The sequence below is a fragment of the Mycobacterium sp. MMS18-G62 genome, from assembly GCF_053877835.1.
The window spans coordinates 4,919,695-4,944,404 of record NZ_CM132662.1; the positions used below are offsets into that span (position 1 = coordinate 4,919,695).

The 24,710-nt window shown below is 65.3% G+C and carries 29 protein-coding genes; 17 read left to right on the forward strand and 12 right to left on the reverse strand.

Features of this window, described 5'->3' with window-relative positions:
* The first annotated feature begins 23 nt into the window (after window positions 1–23).
* Window positions 24–518: a macro domain-containing protein gene (locus ACWW36_RS24445; RefSeq protein WP_456138527.1), complete on the forward strand. Its 495-nt coding sequence runs from the start codon at window positions 24–26 to the stop codon at window positions 516–518.
* A complete protein-coding gene (locus tag ACWW36_RS24450) occupies window positions 515–1,615 on the forward strand; it encodes a carboxylate-amine ligase (protein ID WP_456138528.1) in 1,101 nt (366 codons plus the stop codon). Before ACWW36_RS24445 ends, ACWW36_RS24450 begins: the two co-directional genes overlap by 4 nt.
* Here ACWW36_RS24450 and ACWW36_RS24455 read toward each other — a convergent pair.
* Window positions 1,599–2,303 (reverse strand): 2OG-Fe dioxygenase family protein, encoded by a 705-nt coding sequence (locus ACWW36_RS24455; protein ID WP_456138529.1) that lies wholly within the window; start codon window positions 2,301–2,303, stop codon window positions 1,599–1,601. The two genes, ACWW36_RS24450 and ACWW36_RS24455, sit on opposite strands and share 17 nt — an antisense overlap.
* A 48-nt stretch (window positions 2,304–2,351) precedes the next feature.
* The gene (locus ACWW36_RS24460; protein ID WP_456138530.1) at window positions 2,352–3,626 is read right to left on the reverse strand and encodes a competence/damage-inducible protein A; all 1,275 of its coding nucleotides are present in this window, start codon (window positions 3,624–3,626) and stop codon (window positions 2,352–2,354) included.
* A gap of 39 nt (window positions 3,627–3,665) precedes the next feature.
* Here ACWW36_RS24460 and ACWW36_RS24465 point away from each other — a divergent pair, with 39 nt between their 5' ends.
* Window positions 3,666–4,052, forward strand: a complete 387-nt coding sequence (locus ACWW36_RS24465; protein WP_325332924.1) for a PaaI family thioesterase — start codon at window positions 3,666–3,668, stop codon at window positions 4,050–4,052.
* Between the two features lie 9 nt (window positions 4,053–4,061).
* On the opposite strand, the gene ACWW36_RS24470 is transcribed toward ACWW36_RS24465, so the two are convergent.
* Window positions 4,062–6,836, reverse strand: coding sequence for a glycosyl hydrolase 2 galactose-binding domain-containing protein (locus ACWW36_RS24470; RefSeq protein WP_456142611.1), 2,775 nt, complete (start codon window positions 6,834–6,836; stop codon window positions 4,062–4,064).
* Between the two features lie 75 nt (window positions 6,837–6,911).
* Window positions 6,912–7,658, reverse strand: coding sequence for a glucose 1-dehydrogenase (locus ACWW36_RS24475; protein WP_456138531.1), 747 nt, complete (start codon window positions 7,656–7,658; stop codon window positions 6,912–6,914).
* 68 nt (window positions 7,659–7,726) lie between these two features.
* Between ACWW36_RS24475 and ACWW36_RS24480 the strand changes: the two genes are divergently transcribed.
* Window positions 7,727–8,800, forward strand: a complete 1,074-nt coding sequence (locus ACWW36_RS24480) for an NAD(P)H-dependent amine dehydrogenase family protein (RefSeq protein WP_456138532.1) — start codon at window positions 7,727–7,729, stop codon at window positions 8,798–8,800.
* On the opposite strand, the gene ACWW36_RS24485 is transcribed toward ACWW36_RS24480, so the two are convergent.
* A complete protein-coding gene (locus tag ACWW36_RS24485) occupies window positions 8,801–9,235 on the reverse strand; it encodes an ATP-binding protein (RefSeq protein ID WP_456138533.1) in 435 nt (144 codons plus the stop codon).
* A 44-nt stretch (window positions 9,236–9,279) separates the two neighbouring features.
* Complete coding sequence (locus ACWW36_RS24490; RefSeq protein WP_456138534.1) at window positions 9,280–9,675, reverse strand: STAS domain-containing protein; 396 nt, start codon at window positions 9,673–9,675, stop codon at window positions 9,280–9,282.
* 249 nt (window positions 9,676–9,924) lie between these two features.
* Here ACWW36_RS24490 and ACWW36_RS24495 point away from each other — a divergent pair, with 249 nt between their 5' ends.
* The 5 genes from ACWW36_RS24495 to ACWW36_RS24515 all read left to right on the forward strand — a co-directional run bounded on the left by ACWW36_RS24495 (window position 9,925) and on the right by ACWW36_RS24515 (window position 15,394).
* A complete protein-coding gene (locus tag ACWW36_RS24495; RefSeq protein WP_456138535.1) occupies window positions 9,925–10,737 on the forward strand; it encodes an HAD family hydrolase in 813 nt (270 codons plus the stop codon).
* 99 nt (window positions 10,738–10,836) lie between these two features.
* The gene (locus ACWW36_RS24500; protein ID WP_456138536.1) at window positions 10,837–11,970 is read left to right on the forward strand and encodes a nitronate monooxygenase; all 1,134 of its coding nucleotides are present in this window, start codon (window positions 10,837–10,839) and stop codon (window positions 11,968–11,970) included.
* Between the two features lie 41 nt (window positions 11,971–12,011).
* Entirely contained in the window at window positions 12,012–12,419 is a 408-nt protein-coding gene (locus tag ACWW36_RS24505; RefSeq protein ID WP_456138537.1) for a hypothetical protein, read from the forward strand.
* A 150-nt stretch (window positions 12,420–12,569) separates the two neighbouring features.
* Entirely contained in the window at window positions 12,570–13,148 is a 579-nt protein-coding gene (locus ACWW36_RS24510; protein ID WP_456138538.1) for a TetR/AcrR family transcriptional regulator, read from the forward strand.
* Window positions 13,145–15,394, forward strand: a complete 2,250-nt coding sequence (locus tag ACWW36_RS24515) for a molybdopterin-dependent oxidoreductase (protein WP_456138539.1) — start codon at window positions 13,145–13,147, stop codon at window positions 15,392–15,394. The genes ACWW36_RS24510 and ACWW36_RS24515 overlap by 4 nt, the downstream gene beginning before the upstream one ends.
* Window position 15,395: 1 nt before the next feature.
* Here the strand turns inward: ACWW36_RS24515 and ACWW36_RS24520 are convergent, their stop codons facing one another.
* Window positions 15,396–15,797: a VOC family protein gene (locus ACWW36_RS24520; RefSeq protein ID WP_456138540.1), complete on the reverse strand. Its 402-nt coding sequence runs from the start codon at window positions 15,795–15,797 to the stop codon at window positions 15,396–15,398.
* Between the two features lie 17 nt (window positions 15,798–15,814).
* Window positions 15,815–16,660: an SDR family NAD(P)-dependent oxidoreductase gene (locus ACWW36_RS24525; protein ID WP_456138541.1), complete on the reverse strand. Its 846-nt coding sequence runs from the start codon at window positions 16,658–16,660 to the stop codon at window positions 15,815–15,817.
* A gap of 101 nt (window positions 16,661–16,761) precedes the next feature.
* On the opposite strand from ACWW36_RS24525, the gene ACWW36_RS24530 reads away from it, so the two are divergent.
* A complete protein-coding gene (locus ACWW36_RS24530; protein WP_456138542.1) occupies window positions 16,762–17,358 on the forward strand; it encodes a DUF2867 domain-containing protein in 597 nt (198 codons plus the stop codon).
* Between the two features lie 8 nt (window positions 17,359–17,366).
* On the forward strand, window positions 17,367–17,771 hold the full coding sequence (locus ACWW36_RS24535) for an acyl-CoA thioesterase (RefSeq protein ID WP_456138543.1): 405 nt from the start codon (window positions 17,367–17,369) through the stop codon (window positions 17,769–17,771).
* Here the strand turns inward: ACWW36_RS24535 and ACWW36_RS24540 are convergent.
* Window positions 17,768–18,289, reverse strand: coding sequence for a hypothetical protein (locus ACWW36_RS24540; RefSeq protein WP_456138544.1), 522 nt, complete (start codon window positions 18,287–18,289; stop codon window positions 17,768–17,770). The two genes, ACWW36_RS24535 and ACWW36_RS24540, sit on opposite strands and share 4 nt — an antisense overlap.
* A gap of 232 nt (window positions 18,290–18,521) precedes the next feature.
* Here ACWW36_RS24540 and ACWW36_RS24545 point away from each other — a divergent pair, with 232 nt between their 5' ends.
* Complete coding sequence (locus tag ACWW36_RS24545) at window positions 18,522–19,769, forward strand: cytochrome P450 (RefSeq protein WP_456138545.1); 1,248 nt, start codon at window positions 18,522–18,524, stop codon at window positions 19,767–19,769.
* Between the two features lie 58 nt (window positions 19,770–19,827).
* On the opposite strand, the gene ACWW36_RS24550 is transcribed toward ACWW36_RS24545, so the two are convergent.
* Window positions 19,828–20,109, reverse strand: coding sequence for a hypothetical protein (locus ACWW36_RS24550; RefSeq protein WP_456138546.1), 282 nt, complete (start codon window positions 20,107–20,109; stop codon window positions 19,828–19,830).
* Between the two features lie 131 nt (window positions 20,110–20,240).
* On the opposite strand from ACWW36_RS24550, the gene ACWW36_RS24555 reads away from it, so the two are divergent.
* Both ACWW36_RS24555 and ACWW36_RS24560 read left to right on the forward strand, forming a co-directional pair.
* Window positions 20,241–20,975, forward strand: coding sequence for an MmyB family transcriptional regulator (locus ACWW36_RS24555; protein ID WP_456142612.1), 735 nt, complete (start codon window positions 20,241–20,243; stop codon window positions 20,973–20,975).
* Window positions 20,976–21,016: 41 nt separating this feature from the next.
* Window positions 21,017–21,439, forward strand: a complete 423-nt coding sequence (locus tag ACWW36_RS24560; RefSeq protein WP_456138547.1) for a lipoprotein LpqH — start codon at window positions 21,017–21,019, stop codon at window positions 21,437–21,439.
* Here the strand turns inward: ACWW36_RS24560 and ACWW36_RS24565 are convergent.
* Window positions 21,405–21,974, reverse strand: a complete 570-nt coding sequence (locus ACWW36_RS24565) for a PadR family transcriptional regulator (RefSeq protein ID WP_456138548.1) — start codon at window positions 21,972–21,974, stop codon at window positions 21,405–21,407. The two genes, ACWW36_RS24560 and ACWW36_RS24565, sit on opposite strands and share 35 nt — an antisense overlap.
* Window positions 21,975–22,006: 32 nt before the next feature.
* On the opposite strand from ACWW36_RS24565, the gene ACWW36_RS24570 reads away from it, so the two are divergent.
* The 3 genes from ACWW36_RS24570 to ACWW36_RS24580 are packed head-to-tail and all read left to right on the forward strand — an operon-like array spanning window position 22,007 to window position 23,853.
* Window positions 22,007–22,420 (forward strand): nuclear transport factor 2 family protein, encoded by a 414-nt coding sequence (locus ACWW36_RS24570; protein ID WP_456138549.1) that lies wholly within the window; start codon window positions 22,007–22,009, stop codon window positions 22,418–22,420.
* 48 nt (window positions 22,421–22,468) lie between these two features.
* Complete coding sequence (locus tag ACWW36_RS24575; protein ID WP_456138550.1) at window positions 22,469–23,191, forward strand: FadR/GntR family transcriptional regulator; 723 nt, start codon at window positions 22,469–22,471, stop codon at window positions 23,189–23,191.
* On the forward strand, window positions 23,188–23,853 hold the full coding sequence (locus ACWW36_RS24580) for a sterol desaturase family protein (RefSeq protein WP_456138551.1): 666 nt from the start codon (window positions 23,188–23,190) through the stop codon (window positions 23,851–23,853). Before ACWW36_RS24575 ends, ACWW36_RS24580 begins: the two co-directional genes overlap by 4 nt.
* A 3-nt stretch (window positions 23,854–23,856) precedes the next feature.
* Here the strand turns inward: ACWW36_RS24580 and ACWW36_RS24585 are convergent, their stop codons facing one another.
* On the reverse strand, window positions 23,857–24,618 hold the full coding sequence (locus ACWW36_RS24585) for a L,D-transpeptidase (RefSeq protein ID WP_456142613.1): 762 nt from the start codon (window positions 24,616–24,618) through the stop codon (window positions 23,857–23,859).
* Between the last annotated feature and the right edge of the window lie 92 nt (window positions 24,619–24,710).

Consider the following 24,710-nt stretch of genomic DNA (forward strand, 5'->3'; position numbering starts at 1 on the left):
GTTCGGTGCGAGACGATACAGCGGTGATCGAGTTAGAGGTACTTGCGGCCGACGTGACCGAGCTCGATGTCGACGCGATCACCAACGCCGCCAATACCCAGCTCAAGCACGGCGGCGGGGTGGCCGCCGCGATATCGCGTGCCGGCGGTCCGCAGGTACAACGCGAGTCGAACGAGAAGGCCCCGATCGGACTCGGAGACGCGGTCGAGACGACCGCGGGCGATATGCCGGCGCGTTACGTCATACATGCCGCGACCATGGAGCTCGGCGGCCCGACATCGGCGGAGATCATCGTCCGTGCCACCCAGTCCACCCTGACGAAGGCCGACGAATTGGGCTGCCGCTCACTGGCTTTGGTGGCGTTCGGAACCGGCGTCGGCGGCTTCCCGCTTGGCGAAGCGGCGCGCCTGATGGTTGGCGCCGTGCGCGAGCACAAGCCCCGCTCGCTGCAGCGCGTGGTGTTCGCGGTGCATGGCGACGAAGCCGAGCGGGCGTTCCGGTCCGCGGTCGAACCGTGAGCACTGCCCCGACGATCGGGGTGGAAGAGGAGTATCTCCTCGTCGACCCGGACACGCGCACGCCGCAAGCCGGGGGTCCCCGCGTCGTCGCTCGGGCGGCCACAGATCTGGGCGATTCGGTCTCGGGCGAGTTCACTCAGTACCAGATCGAGGTCAAGACGCCGCCGTGTGGCGGGGCCGGTCAGCTTCGCGCAGAACTGCTGCGGCTGCGCGCGTCCGTCGCGACCGCAGCGTGTGCGGAGGGGCTTCGACTGTGCGCGTCGGGAACGCCGGTGCTGGGCGCAGCGGGGTTCGCACCGGTCGGCGATCATCCGCGCTACCGCGCCGGTGTGGCCCAGTACCGCGGCATGCTCGACGACTTCGCGGTGTGCTCGATGCACATCCACGTCCATCTTCCGGACCGCGAGCTCGCGGTGAGGGTGAGCAACCATCTGCGTCCGTGGCTGCCGCTGCTGGTGGCAATGAGTGCGAATTCGCCCTTCCACCAAGGGCTTGACACGGGGTATGCGAGCTGGCGTGCCGTCATCCGAACGCGATTTCCGTGCCTAGGCCCGCCGCCCTACGCCGCGAGCCTGCGCCACCATGAGGAGCTCGCGGCGGCGATCGCAGAATCGGGTGCGATGCTCGACGCCCAAACCCCGTTCTGGGACATCCGGCCCAACCCGCACGTCCCGACGCTGGAAGTCCGCGCGATGGATGTCACCGCCGACATCGACGATGCGATCGCACTGGCCGTGCTGCTGCGGGCGCTGGTGACCACCGCCGCGGCGAAGGCATCCGAGGGCGATCCAGGACCGCAGTCCAGCAGCGAGGTGTTACGGGCCGCATACTGGCGCGCCGCCAGGGACGGCTGGGCCGGCTGCGGTGTGGACGCGTTGACGGGGCAGGTTCTTCCGGCTCCGCTACAGGCAGCGCGGCTCGTCGACTACGTCGGCGCCCATCTCGAGGACCACGGTGACATGCAGACCGTCGCCGAGTTCCTGCGCCGTATCTCGTCGCACGGCACCGGTGCCGAACGCCAGCGCCGTTCCGCCGAGTTGCACGGGTCGCTGACCGGTGTCGTCGACGATCTGGTCGCCCTTACGGCGCGAAGGTGATCACCAGGACGTCTCGCTGAGCCGGCTGGGCCGGATCGATCGGGCGGATCGCGGAGACACCGTGCAATGTGCGCCGATCGTCGCCGAGAAGCAGGGTGCCCGGATCGGTAAGCGTGGTGGTCATCAGCCGGTTGCCGTCCATGTCGAACACCGAACTCTCGCCACCGAGGGCGTTGCGCCGTCCGACGAGCAGCGAGGTGACAAGCGTGACGCCGTCGCGGTGCAGGCCCTCGGGCGTGGGTTGTCCGTCGTCGCCTGCGGAGGCGAGAACGCGAAACGGTGTCACCTTCGCGTTCCACTTGGTTGCGTCGTCGAGCGCCGTGGCGAGTCGGCCCAGCAGCGTCAGGATCCGTTCTAGCAGTGGGTCTTTGGCGAAGGCATCGGTCAACGGCTCGAAGTGGCGATCCTTGCCGACGTAGAGCGGATTTGAGTTCTCCGGCTGAATGAACGCGGTGTGTGACGCCGGGGTGAAGGCGCCCTCCGCCGGGTTGAACAGGAAATGCCCGTAGCGGCGCAGCCGGCGTGTGCCGAGCTCGGCGGCGTAGGGATCGGCCGCCAGGTCCTCCCAATGTGCCGCGAACCGCGTCCACTCGGAGCCGTCGATACCGAGGCAGGCATTGAGGTCGGCCGGCCCCATCAAGTAGGTGCCGACCTGTGTGAGCCGCTGCGCAACGTGGTCAGGGGTCATGGCGCGAAATGGATACCCAAAAAAGTGTCAGACCCGTCGAGGGCGAACTTACTGCCGAAGTCGTGTGGTGAGCGCGCGGCGCAACATGTGCATCGCGACGGTCGTCGACCGTTCGCGGATGTCGGACCGATCGCCTGGCAACCGGAGGGTGCGGGTGACGACCTCGCCGTCGCCGAGTTTCACGGTGAAGCACACCGTGCCGACCGGCTTGTCATCTGTGCCGCCTCCGGGTCCGGCGATTCCGGTGATCGCGACGGCGGTGTCGGCGCCGAATCGGTGCAGCGCACCATCGGCCATCGCCTCGGCGACCGGCTCGGACACCGCGCCGTGAGCGGCGATGAGGTCGGCAGCGACGTCCAAGAGTTCGGTTTTGGCCTCGTTGGCGTACGCGACGACGCCGCCGGCGACGTATGCCGATGAACCCGGCAGGTCGGTCAGTCGCGCGGCCAGCAGTCCGCCGGTGCAGGATTCGGCGGTCGCGATCCGGCGCCCGCTCAGCAGCTTCGCGATCTGGTCGTCGACGCGGGACCCGTCTTCCGAGAAGATCTCCCGGTCGTGACGCTCGCGCAGCAGCTCCATCAGTTTGGCGTAGGTGTTCGCGGCGTCGGGTTCGTAACGGGTGACGATCTCGAGCTCGCCGCGGCGCAGGCACGTGGTGATCTCGAGCCGGTCGAATCCGTCGATGTTCTGCTCGGCGTCGCGCAACGTATCCGCGAGTCCAGACTCAGGCAGCCCGAACATCCGCACCATCTCTTGGCGATACGTGGTGCGCCCTGCGATCGCGCGCTGCACTGCCTCGGTTTCAACGGCGATCGGCCACATCGGTTGCAGTTCGCGCGGCGGGCCGGGCAGCACCACGATCGTCGGCTTGCCCGGCACGACGACGCCGGGGGCCGTGCCCACCGGGCTGATGACATGAGCCCCGGTGGGGATCATCGCCTGCTTGCGGTTGGCCGCCCGCACCGCGTCGATGTCGACGTTGTCGAAGCGCGCCATCAATCGCTTGAGGATGTCGGTGATGCGGTCCTCGAGAGCTTGATCCAGCACCAGGTCGAGTCCGGCGAATTGGGCAACGGTTGCCACCGTCATGTCGTCGGCCGTCGGCCCGAGACCGCCGCTCGTGACGATCAGGTCGACGCCTTCGTCTGCCAGGAACCGAAGTTGCGCCTCGATGTCGCCTGGACGGTCGCCGCAGATCGTGATGTGGGCGAGTTCCACCCCGAGTTCGAGCAGCCGGTCGGCGATCCAGGGGCCGTTGCGGTCCTGGACTCGACCGGTCAACACCTCGGTGCCTGTGACAACGATGCCGGCGCGTGCGCTCACGTGCTATGACACTACGGCAGCCCGGTAATGTCGTTCTCCATGACGGCGCCGAAGTCTCTCCGCGAGCTGTTCGAGCAACTCGAGTTGACCGAAGTCCCCTCGCCCGACGGCACCGTGACGATGGTGATGCCCGTCGACGAACGAACCGTGAACACGGCGGGCGGCCTTCAAGGCGGACTCATCGCGACAATGGCGGACGTGACCGCAGGTCAATTGGCTTCGCGCAGTACGCCTTTCGGCATGGCAATCGCAACGACCGATCTGTTCATCCGTTACCTGCGACCCATCAAGGTCGGTCCGGCGCGCGCGGTCGCCCGCATCCTGCGCACAGGTAAGCGGTCCGTCGTCGTGCAGGTGGACATCTACCGCGGTAACGACGATGAGGTCGGCGCGACCGCGACGGTCAACTTCGCCGCAGTCGACTGACTCGGCGAATTACTTGATGGCCACGGTCACTGGTGGCGTGTTGTATCCGGTGACCCGCACCCAGTTGGCGAACGCACCGGACCACGGCTGCCCCTGCAGTTCGACTGTCTCGCCAGGGAACACCGTGACGTAGTTGTCGCTGTATTGGATCGGCAGGATCTCATCGGCGTCCGGGGCGGAGACGAGTTCGGCTCGCTCGAAGAAGCCGACCTGCCGCGACGGGTTGTGCAGTCGGATGGTGACGCGGTTGTCGCCGGGGTTGGATGATCGTGATGCCGTCACGTCGAGCGGCACCCGCGCCATGCGGTTCAGCCCGGTCATGTCTGCCCAACTGGCCTGCTTGAGCTCGAATGCGGAATCGTTGCGCGGATCGCCGACGTCGTCGGGCTGTTGTGACTGCCAATAGACGTTCTCGGTGACCACCTTGCCGGTCTTGTCGAGCAGTTGGCAGCGCACGAAGAACACGCTGGAGTCGCCGGCCTGGCGCGGCAATGTCAGCGCCTGCACCGCTCCCCCGGACGCCACGCTGAGGTCGCCCGCGGTGCGGTCGTCACGCACCCGGCCCTGCAAGTCATACACCCGAACGCGCACTTGCAAATCCGTTTGGGCACTGGGCGTTTGGTTGACGACGGTGATGTTGGCCTGGTCGTGTTTGCCCGCCGCATAGGAATCGAAGACGACCGACAGCGGCCGCAGGCCCTTCTTGGCTCCGTAGTACGCGCCGCCCGGCCGCAGGTAGTAGTCGAACAGGTGCCCGAAAAACGACGGCCAGTGGTTGTTGAGCATCCAGTAGATCGTCATCTTGTGGTTGTCCCACCCGCTGGCGGCGAACGCCTCGAACTGGGCGCGAGTCGATTCGTAGTGTGCAAGTTGCGCTTTGTTCGCGAACTCTTCAGCGTCGTCCGACGGCCCATAGCGGCGATCGACCGCGCGCCGGATGCTTGTCAGCACAGCGTTTTTCGGGTCAGAACCGGCGTGGAAGAACCACGCGTCGCTGATCGGCCAGAGTTTGTCGGGCGGAATGAACCGCTTCAGGCTTGCAAAAGGCGGGATGTGCTCGTTGTCGCCTTGTTCGGCAGTGGCGCCGCGAGTCGCGGCATAGCGCCCGGAAAACCAGTAGCTCGGCGGGCGCCAACTGTACGGCCCCGCCATCTGGATGCCGTCCCAAAGCCGTTGACCTGTCGCGTCCTGAGCGAGCGACGACACGGTGTCGACGGTGGCGTTCTGCCAATGCAGATCCTCGAGGATCCCGTGGTATTCGCTGAGCACCGCCGGTGGCGCCAGGCCGTCGCTGCCGTTGGCCCAGATGAACGCCGACGGGTGCTGACGAAGCATCAGGATCTGTGAGCGCAGACTGTCCTGCGCCACCTGCTTGTCTTCGTCATCCCACTGCGACCACTTCTCCCATTGGTTGCAGCACATCCAGCCGTACATCAACGGGATACCGAGTTCGTCGGCCATCTCGACGATGTGGTCGCCAGGGAACTTGCCCTCCAGCCGGAGCATGTTCAGGCCAAGATCCTTGGCGTAGCCCAGGATCGCGGCGTCGCGGCTTGAATCGTTGGCGTAGAGCAGGTCCGGCGTGTACGTCGCGCCACGAACCAAGAAGTCCTTGCCGTTGACCTTCAGATAGAAGCTTCCACCCGTACCGAGTTCAGGGAATTGCTGGTCGGTGTCGCGGAACTGCTGGACCGAGCGGATCCCGAACCGCAGATGGCTGGTGTCAGTCGGGACGTTGAACTGCCGGAACTCCAAATGCAGGTCGTAGAGGTTGGGCTGGCCCATCGTGTACGGCCACCACAGGTCGGGATTGTCGACCGCCAGTAGCGCGAAATTGGCAGGATCGAAACTCACCTCCCGTTCCTCGCCCGCCGCCAGCGTGACCGGTTGTTCGACCTGAATGGGGGGCTTACCCGGTCGCGTGATCGTCGCACGCAGGACGCCCCGTGCCTGTTCGGGTGATGAATTGCGCAACGTCGTGTAGACCGTGAGCCGCGCGGAATCCGTTCGCGGAAGCGGAAGTTCGGAGTTGACTGCCGAAGGGCCGATTGCGACGGTGCCCGCGAACCTCAGGTAGACCGGTTTGAAAATGCCCGCATTGCGATCGGGCACAAAGGAATTGCCGTTGGCCGGATTCTTGTCCGGCCCTTGATAACCCAAATACTTCCAGTTGATCCAGTCATACCAACTGTCGGCGAGTTCGACACCGTCGACGTCCTGCAGAGTCCGCTCCGGGGTGATCTTGACCGCCAGCGCGTTAGGTTCTCCTTGTTTGACCCACTGCGACACGTCGAGCGCGTGAGCGGTGTGCATGCCCACGATCCGCCTGCTGTCGGCCGCCAGGTGCCCGTTGAGCCAGACCTCGGCACGGTAGTTGATACCCGGAAACTCCAGCACATACGTCGTGTGACCGGCCGGCGCCGTGAAGGTGGTGCGGTACCACCAATCCTGTTTGTAAAGGTCCTGCGGCACTTCGTCGGCCAGGTTGGTGCCGTAGTAGAGGTTCGGGTACGTGCCGTCCTGTTCAAGGGTCTGCAGCACCGTTGCAGGCATGCGGGGAATGGCGTGCCAACCCGGCGAGCGGTAATCCGGGCTGGAGAGCGCGGCGCCGTCGGCGTGGACGTCCTTGGCCGACGTCAGCGACCAGCCCTGCGCCAATTCCATCTCGCCGGCCGGTGGGCCTGGCCGCGCAAAGTCAGGAAAGTCCGCAGCGCAGAGCAGCAGGAGCAACGCCACGGAGAGCAAAATTCTTAAGACGATGTGCCGACGTCGTTTACCCGACATCTGCGACCCGTCCACCGGATCACCGTACCTGGAGTGCCCAATCGCGGCTCAGCCAAGCAGCGCAATGGAATTCGGTCAGCCCGGCAGCGCCCTGTGCGGAACGTCGGCCACCAGCCCGCCGTCCATCACGAACTCGGCGCCGGTGGCGAACGAGGACTCGTCGCTGGCTAGGAACAGCACGAATGTCGCCACCTCGTCGGGCGTTCCCGCGCGGCCCAGCGGCGCCTGGACCATGTCCTCGGGCAGGTGCTTGGTCATCGGCGTGCGGATGAAGCCGGGATGGATCGAGTTGACCCGGATGTTGGCGTGCGCGAGCTCCAGCGCAGCCGACTTGGTCAGCCCGCGGACCGCCCACTTGGACGCCACATAGCTGTGCACCCACGCCGCCCCGCGCAGGCCTTCGATGGACGACACGTTGATGATCGACCCGCCACCCGCGGCCGTCATCGGTTCCACCGATGCCTTGATCCCCAGCATCGTGCCGGTCAGGTTCACGTCGAGCACGTTTTGCCATTTGGCGACGTCGAGCGACTTCAGCGGGCCCAGCGCGACGATGCCCGCGTTGTTGACCAGAACGTTCAGCGTGCCGAACTCCTGCATTGCGGTCGCCACCGCGGTCTCCCATTGGTCGAACTGGGTGACGTCGAGGTGCACATAGCGTGCCGCGTCGCCGATCTCATCGGCCAATGCTTTGCCTTCGTCGTCCAGGATGTCGCCGATCACGACCTTGGCGCCCTCGGCTACGAGCATCCGGGCATGTGCGGCGCCCATTCCCCGGGCGCCACCACTGATCAGTGCAACTTTTCCGTCCACGCGTCCCATGACGGGTCAGGCTACCTTGCGCGCGTGCTACAAGTAGAACCTGTTCCAGTTATCAGAGGGGTGGCAGTATGGCGGTCCGCGTCGCGCTCATCGGCACCGGCAACTGCGGGCGCCTCGCGCTGACCGAGCTCATCGAGAACCCGCAGTTCGAACTGACCGCCGTATGGGTGTCCTCGGATGAGAAGGTCGGCAAGGACGCCGCCGAACTCGCAGGCCTCGATGGGGCGACGGGCATCGCTGCCACCAACGACCTGGACGCTCTCATCGCGACCCAACCCGACTGCGCGGTGTACTGCGCGATGGGCGACACCCGGTTGCCCGACGCGGTGGCGGACTGCATGCGCATCCTGACCGCAGGCATCAACGTGGTCGGCTCAGCTCCGGGTGTTTTGCAATACCCCTGGCAGGTGATGCCGGACAAGTACATCGCCCGCGTGGAAGATGCAGCCCGGCAAGGTGATTCGAGCATCTTCATCACCGGCGTGGATCCGGGATTCGCCACCGACTTGATTCCGTTCGCGTTCGCGAGCACCTGCCAGCGCATCGAGCAGGTCCGCACCATGGAGATCGCCGACTACGCCACCTACGACGGCGCGACGGTGATGTTCGATGTGATGGGATTCGGCAAGCCGCTCGACGACCTGCCGATCCTGTTCCAGCCCGGCGTGCTGAGCATCGCCTGGGGTACGGCGATCCGGCAACTGGCGGCCGGGCTCGGCATCGAGATCGACGACATCACTGAGACATTCGAACAAGAGCCCGCCCCAGAGGACTTCGACATCGCGGCCGGGCATATCGCCAAGGGCACCGTCGCGGCGCTTCGTTTCGAGATCAGGGGCATGGTCGACGGGAAGCCGGCCGTGGTGGTCGAGCACGTCACCCGCCTGCGCGGCGACCTTCGGCCGGACTGGGCGCAACCGGCCCAACCCGGCGGCTCGTATCGGGTCGAGATCGTCGGCGAGCCGTCCTACACGGTCGACATCTGCCCCACCAGCCGCAAAGGTGACCACAACCACGCGGCCATCGTCGCGGCGGCCGGACGGATCGTGAATGCGATACCCGCTGTGGTGGCGGCGCCGCCGGGTATCAGGACAACGCTTGACCTGCCCTTTGTGACGGGTAAAGGCCTGTACACCGACTAGTCAGCGTCGCCCGACGCCGTTCCACTGCAGACGGACCTTGGTGCCGCCGGCGGAAGTGTCCAGCGCCACGTCGTCGGAAAGCGCGCGCATCAATGGGAGTCCGCGACCACGTGTTCGTGATGCGGCCGTCGCCACCGGCATACGCCACAGCCCATGATCGGAGACGTGCACGGTCAGCCGTTCGCTGGCCGGGTCGTAGTCGGCGTACATATCCATGGTTCCCGGCCGGTCGATCAGGAGGTACGCGAATTCGGCGGCATTGGCCAGCGCCTCGTTGATGGCCAACAGCACGTCGCTGCGTTGGGTGTGATCGAGGTCAAAGAACTGGGACAGCCAATCTGCGAATTCCCGACGCGTATGGGCAGCAACGCCGGCATCGGCAGGAAGGCCGATGCGCTCGAACCGCTCGCCGTTGGCGACGTCGGCTAAGGACAAGGACTGGATCATCGCAATAGGCGTGTACCCGAAGGGGAAGCGTCCTACGCGCTTTGGGCGGCGAGCGCTTCGTCGAGTGTGGCGTAGAGCGCGACGATGTCGGCGATGCCGACCAGCTTCAGGGGCCGGCTGGTGGCGGGACCGTCGGCGACGACGCTGAACCGAATCTCGGGACCCGATCGATCATGGGCGGCGACGAGTACGCCCATACCGGCCGATGCCAGAAAGTCGACGTTGGTGAAATCGACCACAAGGGCGGCCGGCTTCTGTTCCAGGGCCGCCTCGATGGCCGCGTCGAGTTGTGGTGCGGTGAGCATGTCGACGACTCCGGTCGCAGAGACCACGACGACGCGGTCGATCCATCTCTCGGTGATGTCGACTGTCGTCGCCTCGGGCGGCGCGGCGGTGTTCTCAGTCGCCGTCTTCGATTGGGGATCCAAGGCTCAACCTTCCGTCAGGTCGCACTGTGCTGATACAACACACCACGACTTTCCTGCTCGCGAGGCTGCGGGCTGAACCTGCCACGAACAAACTACCGGCGTTGGATTTAGCCGATGCTCGTGGCGTCAGATTAAACCAACCTCGATGAAGTATCGACTTCCGCCTACCGCTGCGTGCCCAGCACCAGCAGGGCGATGTCGTCCACACGTAGCATGACAACTCACCGCAGCGCGAAAAACGGGAGTGAGATGAGCGCGCAGCCGAATCCACCGGATCCGGTCGCCGAGATCGCCGCGAGCGCGGCCGGGCCGCAGATCGGCGCGTTTTTCGACCTCGACGGCACGCTGGTCGACGGCTTCACCGCGTCAGCGCACGCCAGCGATCGCATCCGGCGCCGGCAAGCACGGATCGGCGAAATGCTGGGCGTCCTCGAGGCATCGATGCGCTACAGATTTGGCCGCATGCAGTTCCAGCGCCTCATGACCAGGGCAGCGGGTTATCTGCGGGGCGAATCGCTTTCCGAACTCGACCAGCTCGGCGAACGGCTGTTTGTCGAGCGCGTCGCCTTTCGGGTCTTTCCGTACATGCACGAGATTGTGCGGGCGCACCAGCTGCGCGGCCACACCGTGGTGCTCGCCTCGTCCGCCCTGACCATCCACGCCGAGCCCGTCGCCAAGTTTCTCGAGATCAATCATGTGCTGTGCAACCACTTCGAGGTCGACGCCGACGGCCGGCTCACCGGCCGGATCCGCAGGCCCGTCATCTGGGGTGAGCAGAAGGCCACCGCGGTGCAGCGGTTCTGTGAGACCAACGACGTTGACCTGCAACGGAGTTACTTCTACGCCGACGGCAACGAGGACGCCGCGCTGATGGTTCTGGTGGGCCAGCCCCGGCCAGTCAACCCGCGCCCGGGGCTTGCGGCGATCTCCGCTCAGCAGGGCTGGCCGGTGTTGAGCGTGGCAGGCCCGCGTCGGCGCAGGGGCGACTCGTTGCGACAACTGGCCACCTACGGCGCGGCGATGCTTCGGGCCGCTGGTACTGCCGCGCAGCGACGGGACTGACTGAATCGCCTTAGCGACCCCGACTGGCCACGACGCTTGCATCGCGTACTAAACTAGAACACGTTTCAATTCGCGATTCGCGCCATCAGAGGAGCCGGCATGCATACCCCCATCTGCGACGAGCTCAACATCGAGTTCCCGATCTTCGCGTTCACCCATTGCCGCGACGTCGTGGTCGCCGTGAGTAAGGCCGGCGGTTTCGGCGTGCTTGGTGCGGTCGGCTTCACCCCCGAACAACTCGAGATCGAGCTGAAGTGGATCGACGAGAACATCGGCGACCACCCGTACGGCGTCGACATCGTGATCCCGAACAAGTACGAGGGCATGGACTCCGCCGACCTGTCCCCCGAGGTGCTCAAGAAGCAACTCAACGCGCTCGTTCCGGAAGAGCACATCGAATTCGCCAAGAAGATCCTCGCCGACCACGGCGTGCCGGTCGACCACAGCGACGACGACGCCTTGCAGCTGCTCGGCTGGACCGAGGCAACGGCCACCCCGCAGGTCGAGGTGGCACTGAAACACCCGAAGGTCACGCTGATCGCCAACGCGCTGGGCACCCCGCCCGCGGAGATGATCAAGCACATTCACGCAGAGGGTCGCAAGGTCGCGGCGCTGTGCGGTTCGCCGTCGCAGGCCCGCAAGCACGCCGACGCGGGCGTGGACATCATCATCGCCCAGGGCGGCGAGGCCGGTGGGCACTGCGGCGAGGTCGGCTCGATCGTGCTGTGGCCGCAGGTCGTCAAGGAGGTCGCGCCGGTTCCCGTCCTGGCCGCCGGTGGTATCGGCAGCGGCCAGCAGATCGCCGCGGCGCTGGCCCTCGGTGCGCAGGGCGCGTGGACCGGCTCGCAGTGGGTGATGGTCGAAGAGTCCGAGCACACCCCCGTCCAGCACGCCGCTTACGCCAAGGCCACCAGCCGCGACACCGTCCGCAGCCGCTCGTTCACCGGCAAGCCGGCGCGCATGCTGCGCAACGACTGGACCGAGGCGTGGGAGAACCCGGACAACCCGAAGCCGCTGGGCATGCCGCTTCAGTACATGGTGTCCGGCATGGCCGTCGCCGCCACGCACAAGTACCCCAACGAGAGCGTCGACGTGGCATTCAACCCGATTGGTCAGGTCGTGGGTCAGTTCACCAAGGTGGAGAAGACCTCGGCAGTCATCGAGCGCTGGGTGCAGGAGTACCTGGAGGCCACCAACACGCTCAACGAGCTGAACGAGGCGGCTTCCGTCTGATCGGCGCCGCCTGCGGCGGCTTTCTGATCGCCGTGTTGTGGATGGACCTGATCTTCGACAGTCAGGTTCTTCGCCACCGCGGCGCCGATGAGCTACCGGAAGCGGTGCTGACGTCCATAGCGGACTACTACCGCCGCGCGACGACCACGTCTCGCCCGATGAGCTACCTCATCGCTGCGGTGATGGTAATTCTATTGGGGGCGTTCGGGTTTCGCGCTGTTCGCGGCGATGATCCCGTTTGGCTGCTTGCGTCATCGGCCGTGCTGGCCGGCGCTCCGATCCTGCTGGCGCTGACGCGCACCCTGCCGAATGCGGTTGCGCTGGGCAACCGCACCGGCACGCTGGCGGAGCAGTCGCGTCTGGCGCGCGCGATCTGCCGCGACCATGTGCTCTGCCTGACCTTCATGGCGGCCTTCCTCGTGCTTTGGGTCGTCGCTTTGGGAACCTGACACCGCCGAGACAACTGGCAGATCGCAAATGCGGGCGGAATCGCGATCTGGCTGGGCCCACGCGAAGCTGTCCCCAGCTTCGATGCAGGCTGGTGCCGCGTGCGGCGGTTATGTAAGGTGACATACATAGCCGAGACGGAGGTGAAGCCTGTGGCCACTCCCCGCGAGCGAATGGTGATCTCCGCCGCCCTGCTGATCCGCGAGCGCGGCGCCCATCCGACGGCCATCGCCGACGTACTGGAACACAGCGGCGCGCCGCGCGGCTCTGCGTACCACTACTTCCCCGGCGGCCGCACGCAATTACTTTGTGAGGCAATCGATTACGCCGGCGAGTACATAGCCAGGCGAATTGCGAAGGCCAACAGCGGCCTTGAGGCCCTCGACCGGCTGGTCGCCGATTACCGCAAGCAGCTGCTCGACACCGACTTCCGGGCCGGGTGCCCCGTCGTCGCGGTGTCTGTCGAAGCCGGCGACGACGGCAAACAAGCGCCGGTGATCGAGCGCGCTGCGGCAGCCTTCGGCCGCTGGACCGAGCTCATCGCGCAGCGGCTGATCTCCGACGGTGTGTCCGCCGAGCGTGCGGACGAGCTGGCGATGTTGACGACCGCCTCGATCGAGGGCGCGATCGTCGTCGCCCGCGCATCTCATGACGTCAAGCCTCTCGATGTCGTCCATGGCCAGCTGCGGGCGCTGCTGGCTGCCGAAGAGTCGAAAAGGAAAACCCGATGACCGATCAATGGCAGCCGACGGCATGCATCCTGTGCGAATGCAACTGCGGCATCGTCGTTCAGCTCGACGGCCGCAAGTTGGCCAAGATCCGAGGCGACAAGGACCACCCGGCCTCACAGGGCTACACGTGCAACAAAGCCTTCCGCCTTGACCACTATCAGAACAACCGGTCCCGCCTCACCTCGCCGATGCGACGGCGGCCCGACGGCTCCTACGAGGAAATCGACTGGGACACCGCCATTTCCGAGATCGCGGCGGGTTTCAAACGCATCACCGAGGCGCACGGCGGCGACAAGATCTTCTATTACGGCGGCGGCGGTCAAGGCAACCATCTCGGCGGCGCGTACAGCGGCGCCTTCCTCAAGGCGCTCGGCTCGCACTACCGGTCAAATGCCTTGGCTCAGGAGAAGACCGGCGAAGCGTGGGTGGACGCGCATCTGTACGGCGGGCACACCCGCGGCGAGTTCGAACACGCCGAAGTCTCGGTGTTCGTCGGCAAGAACCCGTGGATGTCACAAAGTTTCCCTCGCGCGCGTGTCGTCCTGAACGAGATCGCGAAGGACCCCGAACGCTCCATGATCGTCATCGACCCGGTGATCACCGATACCGCGAAGATGGCCGACATTCACCTGAGGGTACGGCCGGGAACCGACGCGTGGTGCCTAACCGCGCTCGCCGCGGTTCTTGTTCAGGAAAACCTTTGCAATGAAGCATTTCTGGCCGAACACGTCAACGATGCCGAGCCGGTGCGCGAGGTGCTTCACAACGTGCCCGTAGGCGACTACGCATTGCGGTGCGGCGTCGACGAGGAGCTGATCCGTACCGCGGCACGCCGGATCGGCGGCGCCGACAGTGTTGCCGTATTCGAAGACCTCGGGATTCAGCAAGCCCCGAACAGCACCCTGTGCTCGTACCTGAACAAGCTGCTGTGGATCCTGACCGGCAGCTTCGCCAAACGCGGTGGGCAGCATCTGCACTCGTCGTTCGGACCGCTGTTTCGCCATGAGCCCTCGGTCGGACGCACCCCCGTCACCGGCGCTCCGGTGATCGGTGGATTGATCCCGAGCAACGCTGTGCCCCAAGAGATCTTGACCGATCACCCCGACCGGTTCCGGGCGATGATCGTCGAGAGCAGCAATCCCGCGCATTCGCTTGCCGATTCCGCGGCGTGCCGTGCCGCGTTCGAATCGCTGGAGCTGATGGTCGTCATCGACGTGGCGATGACCGAGACAGCTCGGCTGGCCCACTACGTGTTGCCCGCCGCCAGCCAGTACGAGAAGCCCGAAGCGACCTTCTTCAATTTCGAGTTCCCGCACAACACATTTCACCTGCGCCACCGGCTGTTGGAGCCGCTCGAGGGAACGCTGCCCGAGCCCGAGATCTGGGCACGGCTGATGCGCTCGCTCGGTATGGTCGACGACGCTGAACTGACACCGCTGCGCGAGGCCGCCAAGGACGGACTCGCCGCGTACGCCGAGGCGTTCCTGACGGCCGTCGGGACCAATCCGATGTTCGGCAAGGTGCTGCCGTTCGTGTTGTACGAAACGCTCGGGCCCACGCTCCCCGACGGCCTCGAGGGTGCTGCGGCGTTGTGGGGCCTCGCGCAGAAAGCAGCGATGACGTATCCCGACGCCGTTCGTCGCGCGGGTCATGCCGACGGCAACGCGCTGTTCGAGGCGATCCTTAATAGCGGCTCGGCCGTGACGTTCACCGCGCACGAATACGAGGACGACTGGCAGTTGGTGAGCCACGCCGATCACAAGATCGCGCTACAAATGCCGGAAATGCTCGCCGAGATCCGCGCGCTGGCCGCCGCCCAACACTCGCTCACCACACCGGAGTTCCCGATCGTGTTGTCGGCCGGTGAGCGCCGCGCGTACACCGCCAACGACATCTTCCGCGACCCCACCTGGCGCAAACGCGACGCCGAAGGAGCGCTGCGCGTCAGCGTGGAGGACGCGCAGGCCCTGGGCCTGACCGAGGGCAGCCGTGCGCGCATCACCACAGCTGCAGGAAGCGCCGAGGCCAGTGTCGAGGTGAGCGAGGTGATGATGCCGGGCCACGCGTCGTTGCCCAATGGGTTTGGCTTGGATTTCACCGATGGCGACGGCCTGGCCCACGTCCCCGGTGTTGCCCCGAACTCGCTGACGTCCACCGATTGGCGCGACGCCTACGCAGGCACGCCGTGGCACAAGCATGTCCCGGCGCGTATCGAGGCGGTGCCCGTGGCGGTCAGCAGCACCTGACTCAGGGAATCGGCTGGCCGATGCCCAGCATGTTGCCTTCGCTGTCGCGGAACCAGGCGGCCATTTCGCCCGATCCCTTGCTGGGATAGTTGCCGGCCACTTCGGCGATGCCGTCAACGGTTTTCAGGCCCGGCACGTCGACCCCTTCGAAAACCACTCCACGCCTGCGTAATTCGGCCACTGTCGCAGCAATATCGTGAACAGTGAATCCCATCTGGGTGAACGTGCCAGGCGAGGCGCCCGCCGATTGGAACAACGCGAACTCACCGTTCGGGCACCGGTACAGAAGGCCGCCCGGTCTCTCCTCGCTGGGTTCCAGGCCGAGCTTCTCGGCGTAGAACGCCCTGGCTCGCTCCATGTCCTGCACCGGGAGCCGGGTGGCGATAGGGCGGTTGCTGAGCATGGCGGTTTCCTTCCTTGTCACCGTGGCGCGGCCGCGACTCCGGCAAGTAGCGCGGCGAACTCGGCGCGACGACTGGGATCCGCCAATGCACCTGCCGCATATTTCTGCGACGCCGGCCCCGACTGCACTGCGGGTGCCGGTTCATCGGCGGCGATGACGTCGGCCAGCGCCGCCGCGGCCTCGTCGGGCTCCTGCGGCGCCGGTCCCGACTCGGCCACCCACGCGTAGAGCTCGTCGGTGAGGTTGGGTCGAGGGTCGCCGCCCACCGGCGTGCGGTCACCCCAGACTCGCTCGAGCTCCGTCATCACCGGGCCGGGCTGAAAGCACGAGGCGCGTACACCGAACGGCGCGGCCTCCACGGCGACGCTGTAGAAGAGCGTCTCCAATGCGGCCTTGGCGGCCAGGTAGTAGCCCATTCCCATCACCGGAAGGCCCGCCACGAAACAGGACGAAACGAGTACCAGATGACCGTGACCCTGCTGACGCATGACCGGCAACGCCTCCTGCACCAACGCCATCGTTCCCCACACGTTCGTCTCGAAACTAGTCCGCGCCATATCGAGAGATACCTGCTCGACACCGCCGATCACCCCGTAGCCGGCGTTGTTCACAAGCACGTCGAGGCGGCCCTCCGCTTCGACGATGTCGTCGAGCAGCGGCCGCATTGCAGGTCGGTCGAGCAGGTCGAGACGTCGAACCTCGATGCGTCCCTTCCCGGTATCCGCAGCGAGTTTCTCGGCGGTCGCCGCGTTCCGCACCGTCGCATACACGGTGTGCCCTTCTGCCGCGAGGCGGCGAGCGGTGGCATAACCAATGCCCCGCGGGGATGACGTTCCGGTGATCAGGACGACTCGAGACGGCATACCACACCCATTCGCTGCAATGACGTGCTGGACAGTGTGATCGCGATCGTAACGCCGCCGGTGGTCTTGACGACATCTCCTCGTCAAGCATACAGTTCTGTATGTTTGGTTCACGACGACTCAACGCGACCGCACACACGACGCAACCGTGGCGAATTCATGAGATCGCCAACGATTTTCGGCTTCTGGACGTGTGGGCGTTGCCGACGCCCGGCGGGCAGGACGACTTTCCGCAACTGGTGAAGCTCATGTCGTCGTTCGACCCGTCGCAGACATCCCTCGTCGTGCGCGGACTGTTCGCGATCCGGTGGTCCATCGGTCGATTGCTGGGCCTGGACCGACCCCAAACCGGCCTCGGCGGGCGCGTCGCGACACTTCGTGATCGTCTGCCCGCCGATTTGTCTTCAGCACCAACGGGTTTCGAAGACCACTTGTTCACGCCGCTGTACGTGACGGCCGACGAGCTGGCGTTGGAGATCGCCAACAAGACCGTGCACGGCCTGATGCACATCGGCTGGGTTCCCGACGAGCACGGCGGCTATCGGGGGCAGCTGGCCATCCTCGTACGGCCGAACGGGGCGTTGGGAAATGCCTATCTGGCCGCGATCGCACCGTTCCGCCACACGCTTGTGTACCCGCTGATGATGCGCGACATCGGACGCGCCTGGCAGAGATCGGCTGTTGGGCCGGGCCAATGACCGGGACCGTGCGACAAACGGATACGTCGCCAACGCCATTCGTCTACTGCCAGCGCGTACGCCCGCAAGACTGTGCGGCCAGCACCATGCTCGGCCATCCCCGCTATCTGGAGTTCTTCGAAGCCGCATTCATCGAGTGCTGCCGTGACCGATTCGGCCAACTCGATGCGACGCTCGGACCGACACGACGGCTGACCGTCGCGGAGGTACACGTCCGCTACCTGGCGGCGGTGCGCAGCGACGACGAGGTAGGCGTCGCAGTCGTGCTCGATCGAATCACGACGCGCACGATCCAGGTGCATTACGACGCGTTTGTCGGTGACATCCGGGTCGCCGAGGGAAGCTCGCGCTACGTCTGCTTGGACACCGAATCGGGTAGCCCGGCTGCGCTGCCCGACAGCATCGCGAATTAAGGCGTCGGCGCCGCCTCGAGCGGGATCGGCGGCGTCGGATTCGCGGGCATGCCGGGCGGCGGCGCCGCATTCGCGTTCATGGGCCGCTGCGTCAGCAGCAGAAGCGCATCCTTGCCGCTGACTTCCTGCGTCTGCACCGCATGCCACAGGTCACGCAGATATCCCAGGCGGGGCTGAGCCGGGTCGACCGGAGTCTCGGTGGTGCCGGGCGGCAGGTTCTCGGGGCTCGGCAGGTGGGGTACCCCGTCCGGCGGCGTCGCGGGATCGGTGCCCGCGGCCTGGACCGTCGTGTCCTGCGGCGCCGGGGCGGCAGCGGCCGGGGCAGCAGCGGCCGGGTCGGCCGGCGCGGGGGGCGGCAATGGGACCAATGGAGCGGCAGCCACCGGATCGGCAGGCGCGGGAGGCGGTAGTGGGATGACCGTATCGGCCGAGGCGGGCGAGGCGAATATCAATGCCGCCACGACCCCCAGCCCGCCAACCACCACGGACAGTGCCTTCTTGTCGATGTCGATCGTCACCGATGCCCCTTTCGGTTACCGCGATCACGCGGCGCTATTGGGTGCTTCAGTCTGGGCAGCAAAATTGTTACACCTGTGCCCCTTGTGACCAAGCGGTCAATATAAGGAGGAGGGCCGGAACACGTTTCACTTCCGACTTTCGAGGACTTTCTGCAACCCGCCGCACCGGCCCCCATCAGTGGTGTAGCAATGGCGTATCGGTACTAGACAACGTCATATGAGGATTGCATCGATGCCGACTCCAAACCTTCCGCCCGGATTCGACTTCACCGACCCCGATATCTACGCCGAACGGCTACCTGTCGACGAATTAGCGCATATGCGCAAGGTCGCGCCGATCTGGTGGAACGAGCAACCGGCCGGCGTGGGCGCATTCCGCGACGGCGGCTACTGGGTGGTGACCAAGCACAAGGACGTCAAGGAGATCTCGCGCCGAAGCGACGTGTTCTCCAGTAACGCGAAGACCGCCTTGCCGCGGTACCGCGAGGACGCCGACCCCGAGTCGTTGGAGCGCGGAAAGGTGGTCCTGCTGAACCAGGACGCCCCCCACCACACCCATCTGCGCAAGATCATCTCGCGTGCGTTCACCCCTCGGGCCATCGAATGCCTGCGTGCGGAGCTCGACCAGCGCGCGCAGAACATCGTCAAGACGGCCGCGGCCGAGGGCTCCGGGGATTTCGTCGAGCAGGTGTCGTGCGAACTTCCGCTACAGGCCATCGCGGGGTTGATGGGCGTGCCGCAGGAAGACCGCAAGAAGCTGTTCGACTGGTCGAATCAGATGGTCGGCGACCAGGACCCGGAGTTCTCCACCAACGACCCGATGGCGGCCTCGATCGAGCTGATCATGTACGGGATGCAGATGGCCGCCGAACGGTCGAAGAACCCCGGCGACGACCTGGTGACCAAGCTGGTGCAGGCCGACGTCGAGGGCCACAAGCTCTCCGACGACGAGTTCGGCTTCTTCGTCATCCTGCTGGCGGTGGCGGGTAACGAGACGACGCGCAACTCGATCACCCAGGGCATGATGGCGTTCACCGAATTCCGCGATCAGTGGGAGCTGTTCAAGAAGGAACGCCCGGCCACCGCGGCCGACGAAATCGTCCGCTGGGCAACGCCTGTCACGTCGTTCCAGCGCACCGCGCTCGAGGACACCGAGCTGTCGGGAGTGAAGATCAAGAAGGGCGAGCGCGTCGTGATGTTCTATCGCTCGGCCAACTTCGACGAAGAGGTGTTCGAGGACCCGTACACATTCAACATTCTGCGAGATCCCAACCCGCACGTCGGTTTCGGCGGCACGGGTGCCCACTACTGCATCGGGGCCAATCTCGCCAGGATGACGATCGACCTGATCTTCAACGCGATCGCAGATCAGATGCCGGACATCACCCCGATTTCCAAGCCCGAACGGCTACGGTCCGGCTGGCTCAACGGCATCAAGCACTGGCAGGTGGACTACACCGGCGCCAGCGCTCGCGGATAACCGCTTGTGGGTTGTTTCCCGCGCTCAGCGCGGGTAGGTGCACAGAAGTCAGCGCTCGCTAATGCGGGTAGTCGATGATCGAACGCCAGTAATCCTCTGGAATCTCGGCGTTGGATCGTAGGACCATCGCCAGTCCAGCGGCCATCGCGATGCCGAGCAGGCCGAGCCAGAGCCCGGCGAGGCCGATGACGATCCAGAGCACCGCGGTGACCGCCGGCCACGGCGAGAGCACGGCGAGCAGCGGTGCGAAAAAGAACCCGGTCCCGACGTACCAGGCGGATCCGGTGCGATCGGAAATCAGAACGAAGCGCAGCCACCGGGGTATTGCTTGCTTGCCCATGACTCAACAGTGCCCCTCGGGGGTAAAGGGCACAATTACCTCAGGCGTAGTGGTCTCGCCCCCAACATTCCGCCACACTGGGGCGCGTGACCACCGCAGCACCTGTACAGAACCCGCCATTCGGTTTGCTGATGCGGGAGTGGCGCCAGCGGCGCCGGCTGTCTCAGCTTGATCTGGCGATCGAGGCGGAGGTCTCCCCCCGCCATGTGAGTTTCATCGAGACGGGGCGATCCACACCGAGCCGGGCGATGGTGTTGCGACTGGCGGGCGTCCTCGATGTGCCGCTGCGCGAGCAGAATCAGCTGCTGATGGCTGCGGGGTTGGCTCCGGTGTACCGCGAACGCTCCCTCGATGATCCCGACATGGCCCCGGTACGCGAAGGCGTCGAACGGGTTCTCAACGCATACAACCCATTTCCGTGTGTCGTGGTCGACCGGGGATGGCAGATCCTTCAGGCCAATGCCGGCGCCGCGGTACTGCTCGACGGGGTGGCACCGCACCTCCTCGAGCGGCCGAACGCGCTGCGCATCGCCGTACACCCTGACGGAATGGCACCACGCATCTGCAACCTCGCGCAGTGGCGCCACCATCTGATCGACCGATTGCGGCGCGAAGCGGCCGTCAGCGGCTCGACAGAGCTGTCCGATTTGTTGACCGAAATCGAGTCGTACCCGGGCGGTTTCGACGAAACCGCCAATCTCGGCGGCGTCGCGGTGCCACTCGAGCTGTACGGGCCGAAGGGAGAGCTGCTGACGTTCCTGAGCACCGTGACCACGTTCGGCACTGCACTCGACCTGACCGCCGCCGAACTGAGCATCGAGGCGTTCCTGCCCGCTGACGAGGCCACGGCCGCCGCGCTGCGCTGAAACGCACGTGCACACGCGCCAACATCAATAGAGTCGGCGCCATGGAGACCCGACACATTGCGGTGACCGCGGCCGTTCTCGTCGCGGGACTGGCCGGCTGCTCCTCGCAGCCGCCGGCTCTCGGCAGTACCACTGCGAAGGTGACCATCGACGGCAAGGACACCGGGAACCCGCACAACGTGGTGTGTTCGCAAACCGGGTGGGCTTGGACGATCGAAACCCCCGGCAAGGACAAGGGTTTCACCGCCGTTATTGACACCGGGGACAAACTGTCCGCGCGGTCGGTGGACTTCCGCGACATGGCGGGCTTCACCGGGACCTATTGGATTGACAACATCGGCAAGGCGGACGTGACCGGCAGCGCCGACGGCAAGTACACGATCACCGGTTCGGCCGACGGCGCCTTAGCCGACAATCCCAATCACAGCGTCACGGCGACGTTCCGGATCGAAGCCGACTGCTGAGCACCTCGAGCGCGGCGGTACACCAGCGGATGTTGGTCTGCTCGTACATGCGCCCGCCCATCAACGTCAGATAAGGCCCAATCCGCTCCGAGCCGCGTTCAAAGGCGTCCGCTTCCCGGCCGTCGAGCATCTCGTCGAGCAGGCGATCGTAGAGGGCGAGCTTTGCGTGGGCACGGTCCAGCCGTGCCAACAGGTCCTTGGTCACCGCATGGGCGTCACCGACATCGACGGCCTGCAGCTTGACCAGAAGCTCATCGCGCATCGCCACCGGCTTGGCCGGCAGACCCGTGAACCGATGAAGCTCCGCGCGGCCCTGATCGGTGAGGGTGAACACCCTCTTGTCGGGACGCCGTTGCTGGCGGACGAGTCGCGCCCGGACGAGCTTCTCGGCCTCGAGGCGGTCGAGCTCCCGATACAGCTGCTGAGGCGTCGCCGACCAGAAGTTGGCCACCGACACGTCGAACCGCTTCGCCAGCTGATAACCCGAAGCGTCGCCCTCGAGTAAGGCGGCGAGCACCGCGTGCCTCAACGCCATCTAGACGCTCCTCCCGGTCCGGCTTAGTATCAATGACACCTATTCAACAAATTGAGTATCGAGGTGGTCAAGTGGTGCACCCGTTCCGTAGCGCGATCGAAGCGCGTGATCTCGACGCAGCCATGGCCCTGATGCGCGACGACGTGGTCTTCCGCAGCCCAGCAGTGTTCAAGCCCTACCACGGCGTTGAAGCCCTGCGACGGATTCTGGAAGCCGTCATCGTCGTGTTCGAAGACTTCCGTTACACGCGTGAGATCGGTACCGCCGGCGCCCGGGACCACGCCCTGGTGTTCGAGGCCCGGGTCGGCGACAAGCAGGTTGAGGGCTGTGACTTCATCCAAACCGACGAGCAGGGCGCGATCACTGAACTGATGGTGATGATTCGGCCTCTTTCGGGCGCGATGGCGCTGGCCGAAGCGATGAAGGCGCAGTTGGCATCCGTCTAACTGGTCAGACCACTTGACCTCTGGCCAGCTCGCTGGCAGGCTGGGTTCATGGCCCTTCAACCGGTGAACCGCCGATCGGTGCCCGAAGACGTCTTCGAGCAGATCGTGTCCGAGGTGCTCAGCGGCGAGATGCAGCCCGGCCAGACGCTGCCAAGTGAGCGCCGGCTCGCCGAAGTCCTCGGTGTTTCGCGCCCCGCGGTCCGGGAAGCGCTCAAACGTCTCACCGCTGCCGGTCTGGTCGAGGTGCGCCAGGGCGATGCCACCACCGTGCGCGACTTCCGTCGCCACGCCGGACTGGACCTGCTTCCCCGGCTTCTTGTCCGCGGTGGCGAGTTGGACTTCTCCGTTGTCCGCAGCATCCTGGAAACGCGCCTGCACAACGGCCCAAAGGTCGCCGAGCTCGCCGCACAGCGCCGACGCACAGAGCTGTCGGGCCTGCTCGACGAGGTGCTGAAAAGACTTGCTGAAGAAGAAGACCCGGTCGAACGGCAGCGCCACGCGCTGACGTTCTGGGACCACGTCGTCGACGGCGCCGATTCCATCGCGTTTCGGCTGATGTACAACACGCTTCGGGCTACCTACGAGCCCGCCCTGCCAGCCCTGGCCACGGTGATGGCCGACGAGGTGGGCCGCCCACAGGCCTACCGCGACTTGGCCGACGCCATAACGGCCGGCGATCCGCCGCGCGCCAAACAAGCCGCACACGATCTGCTCGAACCCGCAACCACGGCGCTGCTGTCAGCGCTCGACAACCTCGAGGAGCAACGATGACCGCCACCGCGGCGCGCACGACCGCGCGAAGAGGATTCACGCTGTCGGATGCAGGGCGCGAATTCTGGAACCACCCCTCCCCCTGGATGATTGGTGCCACCTTGGCTGCGGCGCTGACTGCGCGCGTAGCCATCGGCGACTGGCAGATCACCGACGCGATCGTTCCGCTCGTGATGGTTGCGCTCTTCCCCTTCTTCGAGTGGATCATCCACGTGTTCATCCTGCACTGGCGGCCCAAGCACGTCGGCAGGCTGACTATCGACCCGTTGCTCGCCAGGGAGCATCGTGCTCACCACATGGACCCGCGCAACATTCCACTCATCTTCATCCCGTGGCGGGCCCTGTTGTGGGTGCTCCCGGTGACCATTTCTGTTGCGCTGCTGGCGTTTCCACGTCTCGGCATGGGGCTGACCTACCTCGTGTTCATCAGCATGCTCGGGATTGCCTATGAGTGGAGCCATTACCTCATCCACAGCGACTACAAGCCGATAACCCGCCTATATCGGGCAGTGTGGCGTAACCACCGCAATCACCACTACAAGAACGAGCACTATTGGTTCACGGTCACCAGTTCGGGCACCGCGGATCGGGTGCTCGGCACCTACCCCGATCCGTCGACCGTCGCGACCTCGCCGACCGCGAAAAACCTTCACGCCGCCTGACGACTACTCCTGAACGATAATCGGGTCGCCGATGTTCACGGTGTTGTAATACCAGTCCGCGTTGTCTGGGCTGAGGTTGATGCAGCCGTGGCTGACATTCGCATTGCCTTGCGACGCAACCGACCACGGCGCGGAATGGACGTAGACACCGCCCCAGGTGACCCGGACCGCGTCGGCGACCGTGAGCTTGTAACCCTCCGGATCATCCAGCGGAATGCCGATCGTGCGCGAATCCATGATGACGCTGGCCTGCTTCTCCAGGGCCGCGAAGGTTCCGATCGGGGTCGGGTGCCTGGGCTTGCCCATCGACGCGGGCATCTCCCGAACTGTTTGGCCGTCCATGCTGACGGTGAAGGTATGGGCACTGATATCGGCGACGCCCACCGTCTTCGCGCCAGTCTCGAACGTCGTCTTTGCGCCACCGGCCGTCACGGTGATGCTGGAATGCGCGGGCCAGAATCCACTTGGATTCGGATTCCATTGCACGACACGATCATTCAGCCACGTAAAGGTGCCCTGCGGCGTAGCCGGTGAACTGAAGTGGATCGTCTGCTCGGCGGCAGACCGGTTTGTAACGAACTGCGCGAAGGTGACCGTCACCGGATATGCGACACCGACTTTCTGCCCGGGCGTCGGTTGGATGCTCGCGACATCCGTCGGTTTGGTCACACCCGCCGAACTTGTGGCGACCGATCCCGTCATGGCGATCGTCGCGACGCCTACCAAGGCAAGCACATGTCGAACGGTTTTGGGCACTGCCTGCATTCGGCGAAGTCGGGCGTTCAGCACACTCCCATCGTAGTTGTTCACCGCGGCATGCCCCGGTAGCCACGCCACAGTCCGCAGTCGAACCTGCA